A 17309-nucleotide genomic window follows, 5' to 3' on the forward strand; every position below is an offset into this window, starting at 1 on the left:
ATAGTTTTGAGTACTGAAAATTTTAGTGGGAAGATCGTGGAAAATTAAAAATAATAATTGAATTCACCTTGACGAAAGAGAGAGAGTATATACTATATATAGTATCAAAATGATTGGTGATTCTAAATAAGCACAAGAGAGGGTGTTAGTGTGTTTCGTTTGGTATCTAAGTTATTTCCATTATTGTAAAGAGTTTATTGGCCAAAGGTATAGCAGTATTTTTACTGAAGGGTCTCTTTTGGAGGGATTTCCTTTCGTTTTTGTAATTGATTTTTGCCGTAAAAGAGCAAACAGAGCTCTTGAAAAACGGTAGTTTAGAACATTAGTTTTTTAGACAGCAGGAGGGAATTGTAATGCAAGCAAAAGATTGTTTTATAACTAGGGGGCTTTGCCATTTAAGTTGTAGAATAATCGCTTATTCTCATCATAGTTTTTGAAGTTATTTGATGAGGAATTCTGTTATGTTCAGGAAGCTGTGTATTATTTGAAAATAATCACATGTTTTGCGTACAATTTCTGTTTTTTGTTATTCTTGAGTACCTATAAAATTATTAGATTGACCTTTCAGGGTTGATTGTTTGGAATTGTGAAAGTTGAAGAAAATGTCGATCACTATTTATAGCAAACCATCTTGTGTCCAATGTGATGCTACACGCCGCGCTTTTGATGCAAAAGGCATTCATTATCGTGTTGTTGATATTTCCTGTGATGAACAAGCATACAGTTTTGTTCAATCTCTGGGGTATCGTCAGGTTCCTGTCGTTGTTTGTGGTGAAAATCATTGGTCTGGTTTTAGACCAGATATGATTAGTGGTCTTTGTGCTTAATGGGGCTTATTGTTTATTATTCGAGTGCAACGGGTAATACAGAACATTTTGTCTCGCAGCTTGGTCAACGACTCTTCAAAATTGATAAAAGAAAGCCTTCTGCATTGGTTGGTGAACCTTATGTATTGGTTGTTCCTACATATGCAGATGGTGAAGGAAGAGGGGCCGTGCCGAAAGCCGTTGTCCAGTTTCTTAATGAAGCTGAGAACCGAAAATTAATTTGTGGTGTTATTGGCGGTGGGAATCGTAATTTTGGTCGCTATTATAATTTAGCAAGTAAAATTATTGCTGAAAAATGTTGTGTACCTTGCCTTTATCGTTTTGAGCTGCGTGGAACTGATGAAGACGTTATTTATGTAAAAAAGGGATTGGAAAGATTTTGGAAACAATTAGCATAGGACAATCGCAGAAATCGGATCAGATTACTGATTATCATGCGTTGAATGCAATGCTTAATCTTTATGATGAAAATGGTCATATTCAATTTGATATGGATCGGCTTGCTGCGCGGCAATATTTTCTTCAGCATGTTAATCAAAATACAGTTTTTTTTCATAACCTGAAGGAAAAAATAGATTACTTAATAGAAGAAGGTTATTATGAAAAAGCTTTATTTGAGCTTTATGATTTTTCTTTTATTAAAAAGCTTTTTAAACGTGCTTACGCATTTAAGTTTCGTTTTCCTACCTTTTTAGGCGCATTTAAGTATTATACCAGCTATACACTGAAGACTTTTGATGGAAAACGTTATCTTGAACGTTATGAAGATCGTGTCTGTCTTGTAGCTTTATATTTGGCACAAGGGAATAAAGCTCTTGCTGAAAGTTTTGTGGATGAAATTATTACAGGACGTTTTCAACCGGCAACACCGACATTTTTAAATGCTGGGAAAAAACAACGAGGTGAATTGGTTTCGTGTTTTTTGCTACGTGTTGAAGATAATATGGAATCGATAGGTCGTTCGGTTAATTCGGCTTTGCAGCTTTCAAAACGTGGTGGAGGTGTAGCGCTTTGTTTAACGAATTTGCGGGAAGCTGGGGCGCCAATTAAGCAAATAGAAAATCAGTCCTCAGGTGTTTTACCGGTGATGAAACTCTTGGAAGATTCTTTTTCTTACGCCAATCAGCTTGGGGCACGACAGGGGGCTGGAGCTGTTTATTTGCATGCTCATCATTTAGATATTATGAAGTTTTTGGATACAAAGCGTGAAAATGCTGATGAAAAAGTTAGAATCAAAACGCTTTCGCTTGGTGTCGTTATTCCTGATATTACTTTTGAGCTTGCACGGAATAATGAGGATATGTATCTCTTCTCATCGTATGACATCGAGCGTGTGACAGGTAAGCCCTTTAGCGATATTTCTTTAACGGAGCATTATCGTTCTTTTGTTGATAATGCAAAGATTCGTAAAAAGAAAATAAGTGCACGCGTTTTTTTCCAGACATTAGCGGAAATTCAATTCGAGTCGGGTTATCCCTATATTTTATTTGAGGATACTGCTAATCGATCGAATCCGATAGCTGGGCGCATAAGTATGAGCAATTTATGTTCAGAAATTTTGCAGGTGAGTGAGGCGAGTGAACTGGAGACAGATTTAACTTATCGCACGATTGGAAGTGATATATCCTGTAATCTTGGATCCATGAATATTGCCAAAGCAATGGAAAGTCCTGATTTTGGACAGACCGTGGAATCTGCTGTTCGTGCTCTGACTGCTGTTTCGGATATGAGCAATATTGCTTGTGTGCCTTCCATTGCGAAAGGCAATGCTGAAAGTCATGCGATTGGTTTGGGACAAATGAATTTGCATGGGTTTCTAGCGCGTGAGCAGATCTATTATGGGTCTCCAGAAGCGATTGATTTTACCAATATCTATTTTTATATTGTGACATATCACGCCATACGGGCTTCCAATTTAATTGCGCACGAACGTCAAGAAATGTTTGCAGGGTTTGAAAAATCAGCTTATGCAGATGGACGTTTTTTCGAAAAATATATTGAAAAAGAATGGAAACCGCAATTTCCACTTGTGCAAGAGCTTTTTGCACGGAATAATATTGTTATTCCAGATCAAAAGGATTGGCAGGAACTCAAAAAATTAGTTATTGAGTATGGGCTTTATAACCGCAATTTGCAGGCAGTTCCACCTACGGGATCTATTTCCTATATTAATCATGCCACTTCTTCCATTCATCCAATTGCTTCAAAAATTGAAATTCGCAAAGAGGGAAAAATTGGGCGCGTTTATTATCCTGCTCCTTATATGGATAATACGAATTTGAATTTTTACCAAGATGCTTATGAGATTGGTCCTGAAAAAATTATAGATACCTATGCTGCTGCAACACAGCATGTTGATCAAGGTCTTTCATTAACATTATTTTTTCCTGATACAGCGACCACACGTGATATTAACCGCGCACAAATTTATGCTTGGAAAAAGGGAATCAAGAGTATTTACTATGTACGATTACGGCAAGTAGCATTAAGTGGAACAGAAGTTGATGGCTGTGTTTCGTGCAGTTTATAGGAGATCATCATATGACAAAGATTACAACCAAAAATCCTGTTGTGTGCGCTGTTAATTGGAATAGATTACATGATGAGAAAGATCTTGAAGTATGGAACCGCTTAACTGGGAATTTTTGGTTACCTGAGAAGGTTCCACTTTCCAATGACATTCCTTCATGGTCAAGCTTAACGGATGAAGAACGTAAGCTAACGATTCGTGTTTTTACAGGACTAACGCTTCTCGATACAATTCAAAACACTGTAGGAGCCATTTCGCTTCTGGCTGATGCGATAACGGAGCATGAGGAGGCAGTTTTGACGAATATTGCTTTTATGGAAGCTGTTCATGCACGTTCTTATTCCTCTATTTTTTCAACCCTTTGTTCGACGGTAGAAGTTGATGATGCGTTTAGATGGTCAGAAGAAAATATTCATTTGCAGAAAAAGGCTAGATTAGTACTTGAGCGTTATGAAGCAAATGATCCACTTAAGAAAAAAATTGCTTCGACTTTGCTGGAAAGCTTTTTATTTTATTCTGGTTTTTATTTGCCCATGTATTGGGCCAGTCGCGCTAAGTTGACCAATACAGCAGACCTCATTCGACTAATCATTCGTGATGAAGCAGTCCATGGTTATTATATAGGTTATAAATTCCAATTGGGCTTTGCAAAGCTTGATGAAGCCAAAAGACAAGAAATTAAAGATTTTGCTTTTAACCTGCTCTTTGATCTTTATAACATCGAGTGCAAATATACTGAAGATCTTTATGATGCGCTTGGATTGACAGAAGATGTTAAAATTTTTCTTCATTATAATGCTAACAAGGCTTTAATGAATTTAGGTTTTGAAGCTCTTTTCCCCCCTGAGGTTTGTCGTGTTAATCCCGCTATTTTGGCGGCTTTATCACCAAACTCTGACGAAAATCATGACTTTTTTTCAGGAGCAGGTTCTTCTTATGTCATTGGCAAGGCTGTTGCTACTACGGATGATGATTGGGAATTTTAATGTTTGCATGCAAATAGAAGTGCGCGGGGTATTCCACTTAGATCTTTGCGCACTTCTAAACATTGAAAACCATTTTTTTCAAACAAATTGCAGGCTTCATTTTCTTGAGAGAAACCAATTTCAACAGCGACATAGCCGTTTTCTTTTAAGTAATTGGCTGCTTCATGGGCGAGTTTTCGATAAAAATCAAGTCCATCTTCCCCTCCTATCAGAGCGCGCAATGGGTCATGTAAGCGCACTTCTTTTGCAAGTTTTTTGATATCTTTTGCGGGAATATAAGGTGGATTGGAAACAATAAAATCAAAGCGATCTGTGACAGAATCAAACCAGTCGCTAAGAAGAGGTGTGAAGCGGTGTGCTACTTCAGCATTTTTTGCATTTTTTTTCGCTGTTTTAAGGGCATCTTCAGAAATATCGACTGCCACCGCATAGGATTGGGGAATTTGTTTAAGGAGTGCAATAGCAATGGCGCCACTTCCTGTTCCCATATCAAGGAATGTTGTTCTTCTCGAATTTTCGACCTGTTTTTGGAGAAAAGGGAGAACAAGATCTATCAGCGTTTCTGTATCAGGACGAGGTTCTAACGTCTCTTGAGACAATGTAAAAGATATACCATAAAATTCTCGTACTCCTATAATACGGTAAACGGGTTCGCCTGCAATACGCCGTTGTAAAGCCTGTTCTATTTGTATAATATGCTCAGAAGATAGATGCATATCTGGTTTAGAAATTCTTTCAGCAGCATTTATTCCTGTTATCCATTCAACGAGTATTTTCGCATCGAGATCGGCTTCAGCAATCCCTTTCGTGCGCAATTTTTCTTGCATTTGTTGGATAACATTCTTGAAAGAATATTTGCTCAATTATTATCCATTTCCATTAGCAGTGTTGTTTGATGATCTGAGATGAGTGCATGAAGAAGTTCATCAAGATCTCCCTCTAGAATGCGATCAAGCTTATACAAGGTTAAATTAATACGGTGATCCGTGACACGTCCTTGTGGAAAATTATAGGTACGAATACGTTCTGAGCGATCACCAGAACCAACTTGGCTTTTACGAGAAGCTGAACGTTCACTTTCCGCTTTTTGTCGTTCGATATCGAATAAGCGTGCCCGTAAAATTTGAAGGGCTCGTGCTCGGTTCTGATGTTGTGATTTTTCTGCTTGTACGACCATAATTCCTGTTGGAATATGCGTGATACGAACAGCTGAATCCGTTGTATTAACATGCTGTCCTCCTGCTCCGGATGCACGCATTGTGTCGATACGAATATCTTCAGGACGAATATCAATATCAATATCTTCAGCTTCTGGAAGCACAGCAACGGTAGCAGCAGATGTATGGATACGCCCACCTGTCTCTGTTTCAGGGATGCGTTGCACACGATGAACCCCCGATTCATATTTCAATTTAGAAAAGACACCTTTTCCTGAAATGCTAGCAATAATCTCTTTATATCCGCCAACTTCCCCCTCACTAAGTGAAATAACTTCTACTTTCCAATGGTGAGCATGGGCATAACGTTCATACATGCGGAAAAGATCACCGGAAAAAAGTGCTGCTTCTGAGCCACCCGTTCCTGCTCGAATTTCAACAATAGCGTTTTTTTCATCAGCAACATCTTTAGGCAATAACAGAATTTGGAGTTCTTTTTCAAATTGCTCCACTTTTTTATATAACGATGGTAGCTCTTCTTGGGCAAGATTACGCATCTCTATATCTGTTTGTTTATCGTTGATAATCGTTTCTAATTCTGTAATCTCTTCGTAAAGAGCATTTAATGCGCGTATAGAGGTAATAACGGGTTGTAGTTCTGCATATTCAGAAGCTAATTTGACATATGTTTCAGCATTTGGATTCGTCGTCATTTGGCTTTCAATTATTTCAAAGCGTTTTTCAAGCTGTCTCATACGATCTTGTGGCAAAGAAACCATGATAATATTGGCCTAATTTTTCATAATACAATTTTTATAATATTTTGTTGCAATGATTTTTTGTTATAATATTGGCAATGAATTACCGTATAGCATCATACAAAGAGGGGTAATAAAGCAATTCTTTTTTTTTGCCAATGAAAACTATTATATTTTAAAGGTAAATTTTTATAAAATTTGATTTGCCTGAGGTATTTTATCTAATGATATATGATTACTTTTTTAAGAGTTTTTTTTTCCGTAAAGTTCAAGGCGGTGATGAATAATATCATAGCCAAGGGATTTTGCAATTTCCTCTTGCAGCTTTTCAATAACATCAGAATGAAACTCGATAACTTGTCCTGTTTCTATATCAATGAGATGATCATGATGTTGCCCATCTGCTTGCTCAAAACGAGATGGACCACCACTAAAGCTATGGCGATGAATTGTTCCATTTCCTTCTAATATTTTCATGGTTCGATAAACAGTTGAGAGTGAAATATTCGAATCTATTTTGTTTGCACGCTGAAAAATTTCAAATGCATTAGGATGATCATTTGTATCAGTCAAAATATCAAGAATAACTCGTCGTTGACGTGTTACTCTTAAACCAGCTGTGCGCAATTCTTGCTCATAATTTCGCTTTTTATTCATTTGCATAATTTGCTTTTCAAACAAAGGCTCCATGACAGTGTTTGTATTTTTTTTCTGAACCGCAAGGACAACGCTCATTACGTCCAACTTTTCCCCATGTGGTTATATCGTTAGGGTCACGATCTTGTGGATTAACAAATCTATTTTCTTGTGATCGTGCCCATAAGGTGGGAGCATTTTCTTGACTTTGATCATTAAAGACAGAAGAAGCAGCATCAGTTTGCTCAGGCATGGTCGGTTCTGTGGGGTGTTGAATGATTTCAAAGCGCATAAGCTTAGAAGTGACAATTCGGCGCAAATTTTTCAACATACTTTGAAAGAGTTCAAATGATTCTGTCTTATATTCATTGAGCGGATCCCGCTGCGCATAACCACGAAACCCAACAACAGAACGCAAATGGTCTAAACTCATCAGATGTTCACGCCATAACGTGTCAATAGTTTCGAGCAATACTGCTTTGTGAAAATAAGCCATAACTTCTGGAGAATATCGTTCAGTACGCTCATTTTCAAGTTTTGTAACAGCATCTGATACACGCTCTAGAATTTGCTCCTCGGCAATTCCATCTTCTTTTGCCCATTCTTCCACTGGAAGCTCAAGATTAAAGAGTTGTTGAAGCTCTTCTTCGAGAGTTTTTGCATCCCATTTTTCAGAATATGTCCCTGATGGAATATAAGCTTCTACGAGATCCTCTACGACTTCATTGCGCATTTCAAGGATCATTTCTGATAAATCATCTGCGTTCATAACCTCCATACGCTGTTCAAAAATAACCTTGCGTTGATCATTCATTACATCATCATATTTTAGCAGATTTTTACGAATTTCAAAGTTTCGTGCTTCGACCTTTTTTTGCGCTTTTTCAAGGGCTTTATTAATCCATGGATGGATAATAGCTTCATTTTCTTTCAATCCAAGTTTTTGCAGCATACTATCCATACGGTTAGAGCCAAAGATACGCATAAGATCATCTTGAAGAGAGAGAAAGAATTTTGAGCGACCAGGATCGCCTTGGCGACCAGAACGTCCACGAAGCTGGTTATCAATACGACGGCTTTCATGACGTTCAGTAGCGATAACGTAAAGCCCTCCAGCCGCTAAAGCTTTTTCTTTAAGCTTCTGAACATCTTTTTTTATTTCTTCAATTTTAGCTGTCCGCTCTGGACCTTCGGGGATATCCTGTAACTCTTGTCGGATGCGCATTTCAACATTACCACCAAGCTGTATATCCGTACCGCGTCCTGCCATGTTGGTTGCAATAGTGAGAGCTCTAGGAACTCCTGCTTGCGCAATGATATATGCTTCTTGTTCGTGATAGCGAGCATTTAAGACTCTAAAATCGGTAATGCCTTCTTTTCGCAAACGCTCTGCCAATTGTTCTGATTTTTCAATAGAGGTTGTTCCAACAAGAATAGGCTGTTCTTTTTCGTGTGCTTGACGGATATCACGCACAATTGCCCGATATTTCTCTTCTGCTGTTCGATAAATCTCATCATCTTCATCAATACGTTGTATTGGCAAATTGGTAGGGACTTCGACAACGTCAAGACCATAAATATTTCTGAATTCTTCGGCTTCTGTTGTTGCAGTTCCAGTCATGCCAGATAATTTTCTATACATACGGAAGTAATTTTGGAAAGTGATGGAAGCAAGTGTCTGGTTTTCTGGTTGAATAGCAACATGCTCTTTAGCTTCTAACGCTTGATGAAGTCCTTCAGAATAACGCCGCCCAGGCATCATTCGCCCTGTAAATTCGTCAATAATAACGATTTCATCATTGCGAACAATGTAATCTTTATCACGAGCAAACAGTTTATGAGCTTTTAGAGCATTATTGACATGATGAACGATAGCGACATTTTCTATGTCATAAAGACTCTCACCTTTAAGATGCCCAGCTTGTTCGAGCATTTTTTCAATTTTTTCAGTACCAACTTCGGTAAAGGTCGTTGTTTTTTGTTTTTCGTCTATTTCATAGTCTTCTGGAGTTAAGGCGGGAATAAATGTATCAATAAGGTTATAGAAGTCAGTACGATCTTCTAGAGGACCAGAAATAATAAGGGGGGTACGGGCTTCATCAATAAGAATCGAATCAACTTCATCAACAATTGCGTAATGATGTCCACGTTGGACCATTTGACTATGATCGAAGGCCATATTATCACGCAAATAATCAAAACCTAGTTCATTATTTGTGGCATAGGTAATGTCGCATGCATAGGCCTCTCGGCGGGCATCACTATCAAGATCATGAAGAATCACGCCTGTTGTAAGCCCTAGAAAACTAAAAATTTTCCCCATTGTTTCAGCATCACGACTGGCGAGATAATCGTTTACTGTCACAACATGAACGCCTTTACCTTCCAATGCATTGAGATAAATTGGTAGAGTTGCCATTAATGTTTTACCTTCACCAGTACGCATTTCAGCTATGCCACAGTCGTGAAGGACCATTCCACCAATAAGTTGCACGTCAAAAGGACGCATGTCATAAACACGTTTTGCGGCTTCACGAACAGTCGCGAAAGCTTCTGGTAAGAGCAAATTAACACTTTCACCTTCACTAAGACGTTTACGAAAGGCATCTGTTTTTTGGCAAAGCTGCTCATCACTTAATTTTACGAATTGTTCTTCCAAAGCATTAATTTGTGCAACTTTTTGGCGGAGTGCTTTGAGATGTCGCTCATGAGCTGAACCAAAAAACTTACGGGCAAAAACACCTAAACTGACCATCTCTGGCCCTTTCTTTTAATTGTTGTCACTCTTGTTGGGTAATTCATATGCTCTCCCCATACTCTACATTTCCTTCAGGTTGTCTGATATCATTGGAGACATCATGAAATGCAGATGGTACCATTATACTTGCTGGTGTGCAATTTTTCACTCTAATTGTAAAGTAGAGATAAGAGGCTAAGCGCTTTATGTCAACTTTAAGTATGCTATTTAACTGATACAATACAAAGTAATTTAAGATACAATATGTCATTTTTCTCTATTATCATGCTTTTCATCTGCATTAGATAGGATTGGAGAAACTGAGATAAAAGGATAATTTTATACTTTTTTAAAATAAATTACTAATTTATTTCTCTATGTTTAAAGATTAAAGTGTTATGTTAAAGAAAATTGGAATCTTGAACCTGCCTTCATTTTTAAGGAGTATATTTATGAAATTTAACTTTATCGCGCTTTTTTTAGCATCAACTTTATTGGCAAGTACAAGTTTAGGGGTGAGAGCCCAAGAAGGTTTGAATTCATCGTCGAATGATTTAAAGACTTTGGAGAAAGCTTCTGAAAAAGCCGTTTCTCCTTCTCATGTTATGGCGGTTATTGATGGGAAAAATATTACAGCAGGCCAATTGGATGATTTAGCACTTGAAATAAATCCTAATTTAGCACGTTTTCCTGATGAACAACGTCGTATGATGGTTCTAAAAGCTTATTTAGATATGCAGGCACTTGCAAAAGCAGCAAGAAGCAAAGGTCTTGATAAGACAGAAGCTTACGATAAACGTATGGCAGTCATGCGTGACAATGTTCTTCAACAGCTTTATTTTAAACAGGCGATTGTTGACAAAATATCGGATACTGATTTGGAAGCTCTTTATAAGCAAGAAGTTGCTGCTTTACCTAAAGAGGATGAGGTTAAAGCGCGTCATATTTTGGTCAAAACGAGAAAAGAAGCAGAAGCTATCATTAAGCATTTAAATAAAGGCGAAAATTTTGAAGAGATTGCAAAGAAAAGTTCAACAGATGGTTCTGCTGCCGTTGGGGGTGATCTTGGTTATTTTAGCCATGGTCAAATGGTCAAGCCTTTTGAAGATGCTGCATTTGGTTTGAAAGTTGGCGAATACACTAAACAACCCGTTGAAAGTCCTTTTGGTTGGCATATTATTAAATTAGAAGATCGTCGTGTAAAACAACCGCCTGCATTTGATGATGTTAAAGAGATGTTGCGGACACAGCTGATAAAAAAGCGCTATCAAGAACTAATTGTTGATTTACGTAGCAAGATAGATGTGAAATACCCTGATCCTAATGTTACAAAAATCATGGAATCGCTTCATCAAAATGGGACGCTACTTCCCGATGAAACATCTGATGAAGAAGATACGGAATAGCTAGGAAAAATAGGTGGATAGCCTCTTTAATAGATAATTTGCTAGGTTAGTTTTGTTCAAAAAGCCTAGCAGTTTTCTATGAGAGGTTATTGATCTGCAATCGTTTCATTTGTTTTTATAGAAAGCATATTGTGGTTTTGAAAATTTCTCCTTTGTCGCCTCAAAAGATCCAGGAGCTTTCTCCATTATCTGGTGTACGGATAGCAACAGCTGAAGCTGGGATTAAATATAAAGATCGTACAGATCTTCTTTTCATCATATTTGATAAGCCAGTGAGTGTGGCCGGTGTTTTTACTCGTTCAAAATGTCCATCTGCCCCTGTAGAGCATTGTCGTGCATCGCTTCCTCATGGGGTTGCGAGGGGTGTTGTTGTGAATTCTGGAAATGCAAATGCTTTTACAGGAAGCAAAGGAAAGCACACAACCGATGCAATTATTTGTGCAGCAGCGAACGCTTTAAAGGTTAGAGAAGATGAAATTTTTATAGCTTCTACGGGTGTTATTGGTGAGCCAATGGATGCATCGGGTATTGTCAATCTTTTACCAAGTATGACAGAGACAGCAGAAGAGGGAAATTGGTTGGAAGCTGCAAAAGCCATAATGACAACGGACACATTTCCAAAACTTGCGACGCGCACTTTTGACTGTGGGGGAGAGCGTGTTACCATTAATGGAATTGCAAAAGGTGCTGGTATGATTGCACCCGATATGGCGACAATGCTGTCATTTGTGGTTAGTGATGCTACCATTTCTTCGGATGTACTCCAATCCATGTTATCAGAGGCAGTTGAGGGTTCTTTCAATTCAATTACTGTTGATAGCGATACCTCAACTTCAGATACGCTTATGTTGTTTGCGACAGGGAAAGAACATTTTCCATGTCTTACAAGTAAATCTGATCCGCGTTATGGGGTTTTTGTGAAACAATTGAGTGCACTTCTGCATGAACTTGCACTACAAGTTGTTTGTGATGGTGAAGGTGCTCGTCATTTAATTGAGGTTAATGTGGTGGGTGCTACAACAAATAATGCAGCTAAAACTATTGCTTTATCAATTGCAAATTCACCGCTCGTAAAAACGGCTATTGCCGGTGAAGATGCGAATTGGGGGCGGGTCGTTATGGCAGTTGGGAAGGCCGGTGTTGAAGTCGATCGTGATCTATTGACGATTTGGTTTGGTGAGCATCGTGTGGCCGTGAATGGCGTACGAGATCCTGAGTATTGTGAAGAAACAATAGGTACTTATATGCAAGGTAAGCACATCACGATTCGTGTTGATATCGGTTTGGGTAAGAGCACGGCGACGGTTTGGTCTTGCGATTTAACAAAAGAGTACGTTATGATCAATAGCGATTACAGAAGTTAATGGATGCACTTTATATTTAACAGTTTATTATTTTTCAGAGCAAATGGGGTATGTGAGCTCTTTTAGGAGCAGAGGGGATATGATAGAAAAGTCAGTTATCTTTATGTTCCCTATTGGGGAGTGATATGTGTATGAAAAGTTCCATTCTTCTTGTTGTTGCATGCGCACTGTTAGATCAGAATAATCGTGTTTTGCTTACACAGCGTCCTGAAGGAAAATCGCTGGCTGGTTTATGGGAGTTTCCTGGTGGCAAGGTTGAGCAAGGTGAAACTCTGGAAGCATCATTGATTCGTGAACTAGAGGAAGAGCTTGGTATTTATGTTCAACCAAATAATTTACACCCTTTAACATTTGCAAGTCATAGCTATAAAACATTTCATCTCTTAATGCCATTGTATCTTTGTGACCATTATGAGGGCGTTGCGCAAGGACGAGAAGGGCAAAATTTAGAATGGGTTTTTATTAATGATCTTGATAAATACCCTATGCCTGATGCTGATAAACCATTGGTTCAGGTATTGAAAAATCACCTTCTTTAATGTGTCATAAGAAGGAAATATTGTTTAAATATAAATCAATATATTGAGTTATAATAATAATTTATAATTTTTTTTTATGTTGAATGGGGAAGTCCAGGGTCATAAAAAATTTTTTCATTTCAAATCTGTTTTATGTTAAATTAATCAAAATCATTCTTTTGCACGTTCCAAGTGGGGCGGGTCATATGGATAAAATTATTTAAGACAGAAATAAATAAAATACGTGCTGAAAGAACACTCTTCAATAGCCAAGGGTTATCGCAACATTGAGAATTGGCAAAAAGTGTATAATGATGCCTTTGCGCGCTTCATAAGCATAAAAATGGTGGTAGATAATGGATTTATACTTTTCGCGATTATTATTGAGAGATTGTCTTGGATGCATCGAGAGATATTAGGAGTATTTATTTCATAAGATATCGATAATAGGAAAAATTTCAAAAAATGTTGCTTTTGATTAAGAGGGGCATATCCCTTACGTAATATAGAACGCCATTGTGTTGCATATTTACGGGGTTGTTTAAAAGAGACATCTCGCAATATTCCAAAGCCCATTTCGTGCTGGCACTCGTGAATGGTATAATGGTAAAGCCTTATAAGATAAAATCTATTGAGCGCCACTATCTTTACGCTTATGAAGGAGTAAGCTGGTTCCAATGTTAGTTATGATAGCTCTTGGCATTTGAGAGCATTCAGAAGGGATATTTTTTCTTTTCGTAATCATTTTTACTTATACATCAATTTCGCTTGTGATGAACAAGCAAGCGATTTTGATTGATTCAACATAAAAACAGATTTGAAATAAGAGAATTTTACGATATTTAGAATGCTTGATGCAGAGCGAATGATGGATAGTTATCCTTATAAATCAATCTATTGTATAATAAAAACATTCAATTAACTTTTTATAGGAGGCATGTATTAAGTTTCTTGAATTGGACGGCGTTTTGCGATGGGATATTGATTTTTTTTAGCGATACGCGTAATTGTTTTTTCCAATGGCTCAATCATAACGTCCATAGAAAAACCATTTGCGTGAATAATATTTGCGTGATCGACCATAATAGCAACATGATCTTTCCAAAAAATTAAATCACCTCGTTGAAGTTTATCAGTATCTGTAAGAGGACTGCCTATAGTTTTTTGCTGCATATCGGTGTCACGTAAAACTATTTGATCAGTCATCATCATAGAGAGCTGAATGAGTCCCGAACAATCAATTCCAAAACCGCTGACACCACCCCAAAGATAAGGTGTACGGATAAAGGTTTCTGCAACTGTGACATAATCTTCATATACGCGTCCAATGGGGCTGAGATGGCTCGTAATGATTGCTGTTCTATTTTCAAGAATAGAATACATTGTGTCACGGACTTCAATTTCATCAACAACACTGACTTTGCTTCCCATAGATAATGGGGATACTATTGGTCCACGTAAGTCAGCGTGTAAATATTTAAATGTGCGTGGTACTGAAACAACATGGGTTTGTTTTATGGTTGATGTACAAAGAACTTTTGTATCAATATAACCGACATAACCATCTTTGAGTGATTGTCCCCACGACAATGTTTCCCCTTGTTCAAAAATGAGAAGTTCTTCTCCCAATAAGCATTCTGTTTGTCTTTCACTTTTTTTACTATTTTCTTTAAAAAGTTCAGCGACCGCTGTATTAACACGTCTTTTTTCACCTTGAACAAAGCGCTGAGCTGTAATTTCTGTTTCAAGACGTTGATCTGCTAGATCATCTCTGAATGCATGAAGTCTTGGGTCTTTAGAGATCATCTTTTTGCTGTCCATTTTGTTACTCCTTACCTTTAAACAAACTCATGAAAACTGTATTGGTAAGGTTTTTATCCTCAAACAAAACTAAGAACACAGTGTAAGACCAATTATTCTTTAAGCTGCAAAATTGTCCATTTTTGTGGATATTTGTGTCAAAATTCATTTTTAAAAATATTATAAAGGGCACGAATAGTTTGTGCTGATCCACCAATAGGGTATCCTGGTTTTTCTTTTGGAACCCATCCATAAAGGTCAAAATGCGCAAAATGTTCAGCTTTTTCAACAAAAGAATTAAGAAATAAAGCAGCCGTTATAGAACCAGCAAAGCTATTTCCAGTTACATTGTTAAGATCAGCAATTGGTGATGATAACATCTCTTGATAAGGTTTCCAAAGGGGCATTTGCCAAAGAGGATCAAAGACAGCGTGAGCAGATTCAGAAATTTGTTGTGCCCATATTGAATCATTACAATAAAATGCGGGAAGATCTGGTCCTAATGCTATACGCGCTGCCCCTGTTAAAGTAGCCATACAAAGCATGAATTGTGGACTTTCTTCATCACCATAGGCGAGTGCATCGGCAAGGACAATTCGCCCTTCAGCATCTGTATTACCTACTTCAACACTTAAACCTTTACGACTTTTGAGAATATCACCTGGTCGGTAAGCATTCCCAGAAATTGCATTTTCTACAGCTGGAATCAAAACGCGTAAACGGAAAGGCAATTTTGCATCCATGATAAGTTTAGCCAATCCCAAAACGTTTGCTCCACCCCCCATATCTTTTTTCATAAGCAACATGTTATTGGCTGATTTAATATCGAGACCTCCAGTATCAAAAGTTACGCCTTTGCCCACCAACGTTATTTTAGGATGATGTTCTTGCCCCCAGAGTAACTCAATCAGTCGTGGTGCAGTGCTGCCTGCTCGTCCTACAGCATGAATCATCGGAAAGTTATGGATTAAGAGATCGTCTCCACAAATACTTTTGATATGAGCACCGTAGGTTTTTCCTAGTTTTCGAGCTTCTTTTTCGAGAGTATCAGGGTTCATATCATTGGCTGGAATATTAATGAGATCACGGACGAAAAAGACAGCTTCATAAATTCGTTGGAGCTCATTAAGATCAATCGCCTCATTGACATGGATAGATAATGATTTGAAAGAAGAATTTTGACGATAGCGATTAAATTGATAGCTACCAAATGCCAATCCAAGATAGGTATTTATTTCATCAGAGGTTGTACCTTCTAGATGCCATTGACCAGCAGGAAGCTTTTGAGCAAGCAGTCCTGTGATAAAAGGATCGTTACCATTGCCAATTCCAAATAAAACTTTTTTTAAATGTCCCGTTTCGTGAGGAATAAAGAGTATTTGTCCTGCTTTACCAGTAAAGTCATTAACTTTTATCCATGCTGTTGTTGACGCATCAAGTGATAAGTTGGCAAGAGTTCTTTGGTTTACCAAGATGATAGGGCAACTGTTATCGATACGCGTTGAGGTAAAATGAATGTGGTGGTGCTGCATAGTTATGAGATCCTTATAGTCGTCTAAGTGCGACATATTCGACCAAATGATTTTTTCCCTTTCGTAGAATGAGATTGGACCGTGGTCGTGTTGGCAATATATTTTCCTGTAAATTTTTTAAATTAATCGTTTGCCAAAGATCCTCAGCGATTTTTGAAGCTTCTTTTTCATTGAGGTGGGCATAACGATGAAAATAGGATTCAGGATTTTGAAAAGCTGTTTTACGCAAACGTTTAAAGCGCTCTAAATACCAGTGACGAATGACTTCTGTTTCGGCATCGACATAGATTGAAAAATCAAAAAAATCTGATACGAAAGGAATAACTTTCCCATCTTTAGGAAGATCACTGACCTGTAATACATTAATACCTTCAACAATTAAAATATCAGGACGATCAATGGTAATAGTCTGATTTTCTAGAACATCATAGATCATATGTGAGTAAAGCGGGGCACGGACATTTCCGATACCTGCTTTTATCGCCGAAAGAAAGCACAGCAACTTTTTAATGTCATAGGAATCAGGAAATCCTTTGCGATTCATTCGATTTTTTTGCTGTAAGATTGCGTTAGGATAGAGAAAACCATCCGTCGTTATCAGATCAACTTTAAGGCTAGATGTCCATCTTTTCAACAGTTCTTGAAGAATGCGAGCCGTGGTTGATTTTCCTACAGCTACAGAACCAGCAATTCCAATAATAAAGGGCGTTTTTCTACTCTCTTCTTGATGGAGAAACTGCTGACGTTTGTGAAAAAGTTCCTGTACTGCTTCAACATGGCATGATAATAGACGCGATAAAGAAAGATAAATGCGTTGGACTTCTTTAAGATCAATAGGATCATCAATAGAGCGTAAACGCTTAATTTCATCAAAAGTCAAAGTAAGAGGTGTGTCTGCACGAAACTCTGACCATTCTTGTGCAGTAAAAACGCGATAGGGTGAATATCGGTCAGAAACGGATTTGACCAGATTATCTTTCTGATTAATTTTTTGTATAGTCGTATCAATCATTTGTATTGGTCGAGAATTTTTTGCAGCAGCAATTGATTAAGAGCAG

The 17309-nt window shown here is 37.8% G+C and carries 14 protein-coding genes; 7 read left to right on the plus strand and 7 right to left on the minus strand.

The window, feature by feature from the left end:
• Positions 1-602: 602 nt before the first annotated feature.
• From nrdH to nrdF, 4 genes are read left to right on the plus strand one after another with little or no spacing between them, the layout of a single operon-like run.
• Positions 603-827: a glutaredoxin-like protein NrdH gene (nrdH, locus tag ACFIL7_RS00385; protein ID WP_005774163.1), complete on the plus strand. Its 225-nt coding sequence runs from the start codon at positions 603-605 to the stop codon at positions 825-827.
• On the plus strand, positions 827-1225 hold the full coding sequence (gene nrdI, locus ACFIL7_RS00390) for a class Ib ribonucleoside-diphosphate reductase assembly flavoprotein NrdI (RefSeq protein WP_375618059.1): 399 nt from the start codon (positions 827-829) through the stop codon (positions 1223-1225). The genes nrdH and nrdI overlap by 1 nt, the downstream gene beginning before the upstream one ends.
• Positions 1207-3357, plus strand: a complete 2151-nt coding sequence (nrdE, locus tag ACFIL7_RS00395) for a class 1b ribonucleoside-diphosphate reductase subunit alpha (RefSeq protein ID WP_375618058.1) — start codon at positions 1207-1209, stop codon at positions 3355-3357. Before nrdI ends, nrdE begins: the two co-directional genes overlap by 19 nt.
• An 11-nt stretch (positions 3358-3368) precedes the next feature.
• Positions 3369-4343, plus strand: coding sequence for a class 1b ribonucleoside-diphosphate reductase subunit beta (gene nrdF / locus ACFIL7_RS00400; RefSeq protein WP_273722534.1), 975 nt, complete (start codon positions 3369-3371; stop codon positions 4341-4343).
• On the opposite strand, the gene prmC is transcribed toward nrdF, so the two are convergent.
• The 4 genes from prmC to secA all read right to left on the minus strand — a co-directional run bounded on the left by prmC (position 4340) and on the right by secA (position 9649).
• On the minus strand, positions 4340-5206 hold the full coding sequence (prmC, locus tag ACFIL7_RS00405; RefSeq protein ID WP_375634593.1) for a peptide chain release factor N(5)-glutamine methyltransferase: 867 nt from the start codon (positions 5204-5206) through the stop codon (positions 4340-4342). The genes nrdF and prmC overlap by 4 nt on opposite strands.
• Positions 5203-6279, minus strand: a complete 1077-nt coding sequence (prfA, locus tag ACFIL7_RS00410; protein ID WP_375627655.1) for a peptide chain release factor 1 — start codon at positions 6277-6279, stop codon at positions 5203-5205. Before prfA ends, prmC begins: the two co-directional genes overlap by 4 nt.
• Positions 6280-6501: 222 nt before the next feature.
• Positions 6502-6993, minus strand: a complete 492-nt coding sequence (locus ACFIL7_RS00415) for a Fur family transcriptional regulator (RefSeq protein ID WP_375618055.1) — start codon at positions 6991-6993, stop codon at positions 6502-6504.
• Positions 6932-9649, minus strand: a complete 2718-nt coding sequence (gene secA, locus ACFIL7_RS00420) for a preprotein translocase subunit SecA (protein ID WP_375633952.1) — start codon at positions 9647-9649, stop codon at positions 6932-6934. Before secA ends, ACFIL7_RS00415 begins: the two co-directional genes overlap by 62 nt.
• A 434-nt stretch (positions 9650-10083) precedes the next feature.
• Here secA and ACFIL7_RS00425 point away from each other — a divergent pair, with 434 nt between their 5' ends.
• From ACFIL7_RS00425 to mutT, 3 genes are all read left to right on the plus strand, one after another.
• Positions 10084-11037 (plus strand): peptidylprolyl isomerase, encoded by a 954-nt coding sequence (locus tag ACFIL7_RS00425; RefSeq protein ID WP_375633953.1) that lies wholly within the window; start codon positions 10084-10086, stop codon positions 11035-11037.
• Positions 11038-11168: 131 nt separating this feature from the next.
• On the plus strand, positions 11169-12401 hold the full coding sequence (gene argJ / locus ACFIL7_RS00430) for a bifunctional glutamate N-acetyltransferase/amino-acid acetyltransferase ArgJ (RefSeq protein WP_375633954.1): 1233 nt from the start codon (positions 11169-11171) through the stop codon (positions 12399-12401).
• A 125-nt stretch (positions 12402-12526) separates the two neighbouring features.
• Positions 12527-12940 carry an 8-oxo-dGTP diphosphatase MutT gene (mutT, locus tag ACFIL7_RS00435; RefSeq protein WP_375633956.1) on the plus strand — a complete coding sequence of 138 codons (414 nt, stop codon included), beginning with the start codon at positions 12527-12529 and terminating at the stop codon, positions 12938-12940.
• 921 nt (positions 12941-13861) lie between these two features.
• On the opposite strand, the gene ACFIL7_RS00440 is transcribed toward mutT, so the two are convergent.
• The 3 genes from ACFIL7_RS00440 to coaA form a co-directional block, all read right to left on the minus strand.
• Complete coding sequence (locus tag ACFIL7_RS00440) at positions 13862-14725, minus strand: NlpC/P60 family protein (protein WP_375634025.1); 864 nt, start codon at positions 14723-14725, stop codon at positions 13862-13864.
• 152 nt (positions 14726-14877) lie between these two features.
• Entirely contained in the window at positions 14878-16251 is a 1374-nt protein-coding gene (locus tag ACFIL7_RS00445; protein WP_375633958.1) for a M17 family metallopeptidase, read from the minus strand.
• Between the two features lie 13 nt (positions 16252-16264).
• Positions 16265-17263, minus strand: coding sequence for a type I pantothenate kinase (gene coaA / locus ACFIL7_RS00450; protein ID WP_375633960.1), 999 nt, complete (start codon positions 17261-17263; stop codon positions 16265-16267).
• Positions 17264-17309 lie beyond the last annotated feature (46 nt).

The organism is Bartonella sp. AP3QHHD (genome assembly GCF_042195765.1).
Classification (GTDB): domain Bacteria; phylum Pseudomonadota; class Alphaproteobacteria; order Rhizobiales; family Rhizobiaceae; genus Bartonella.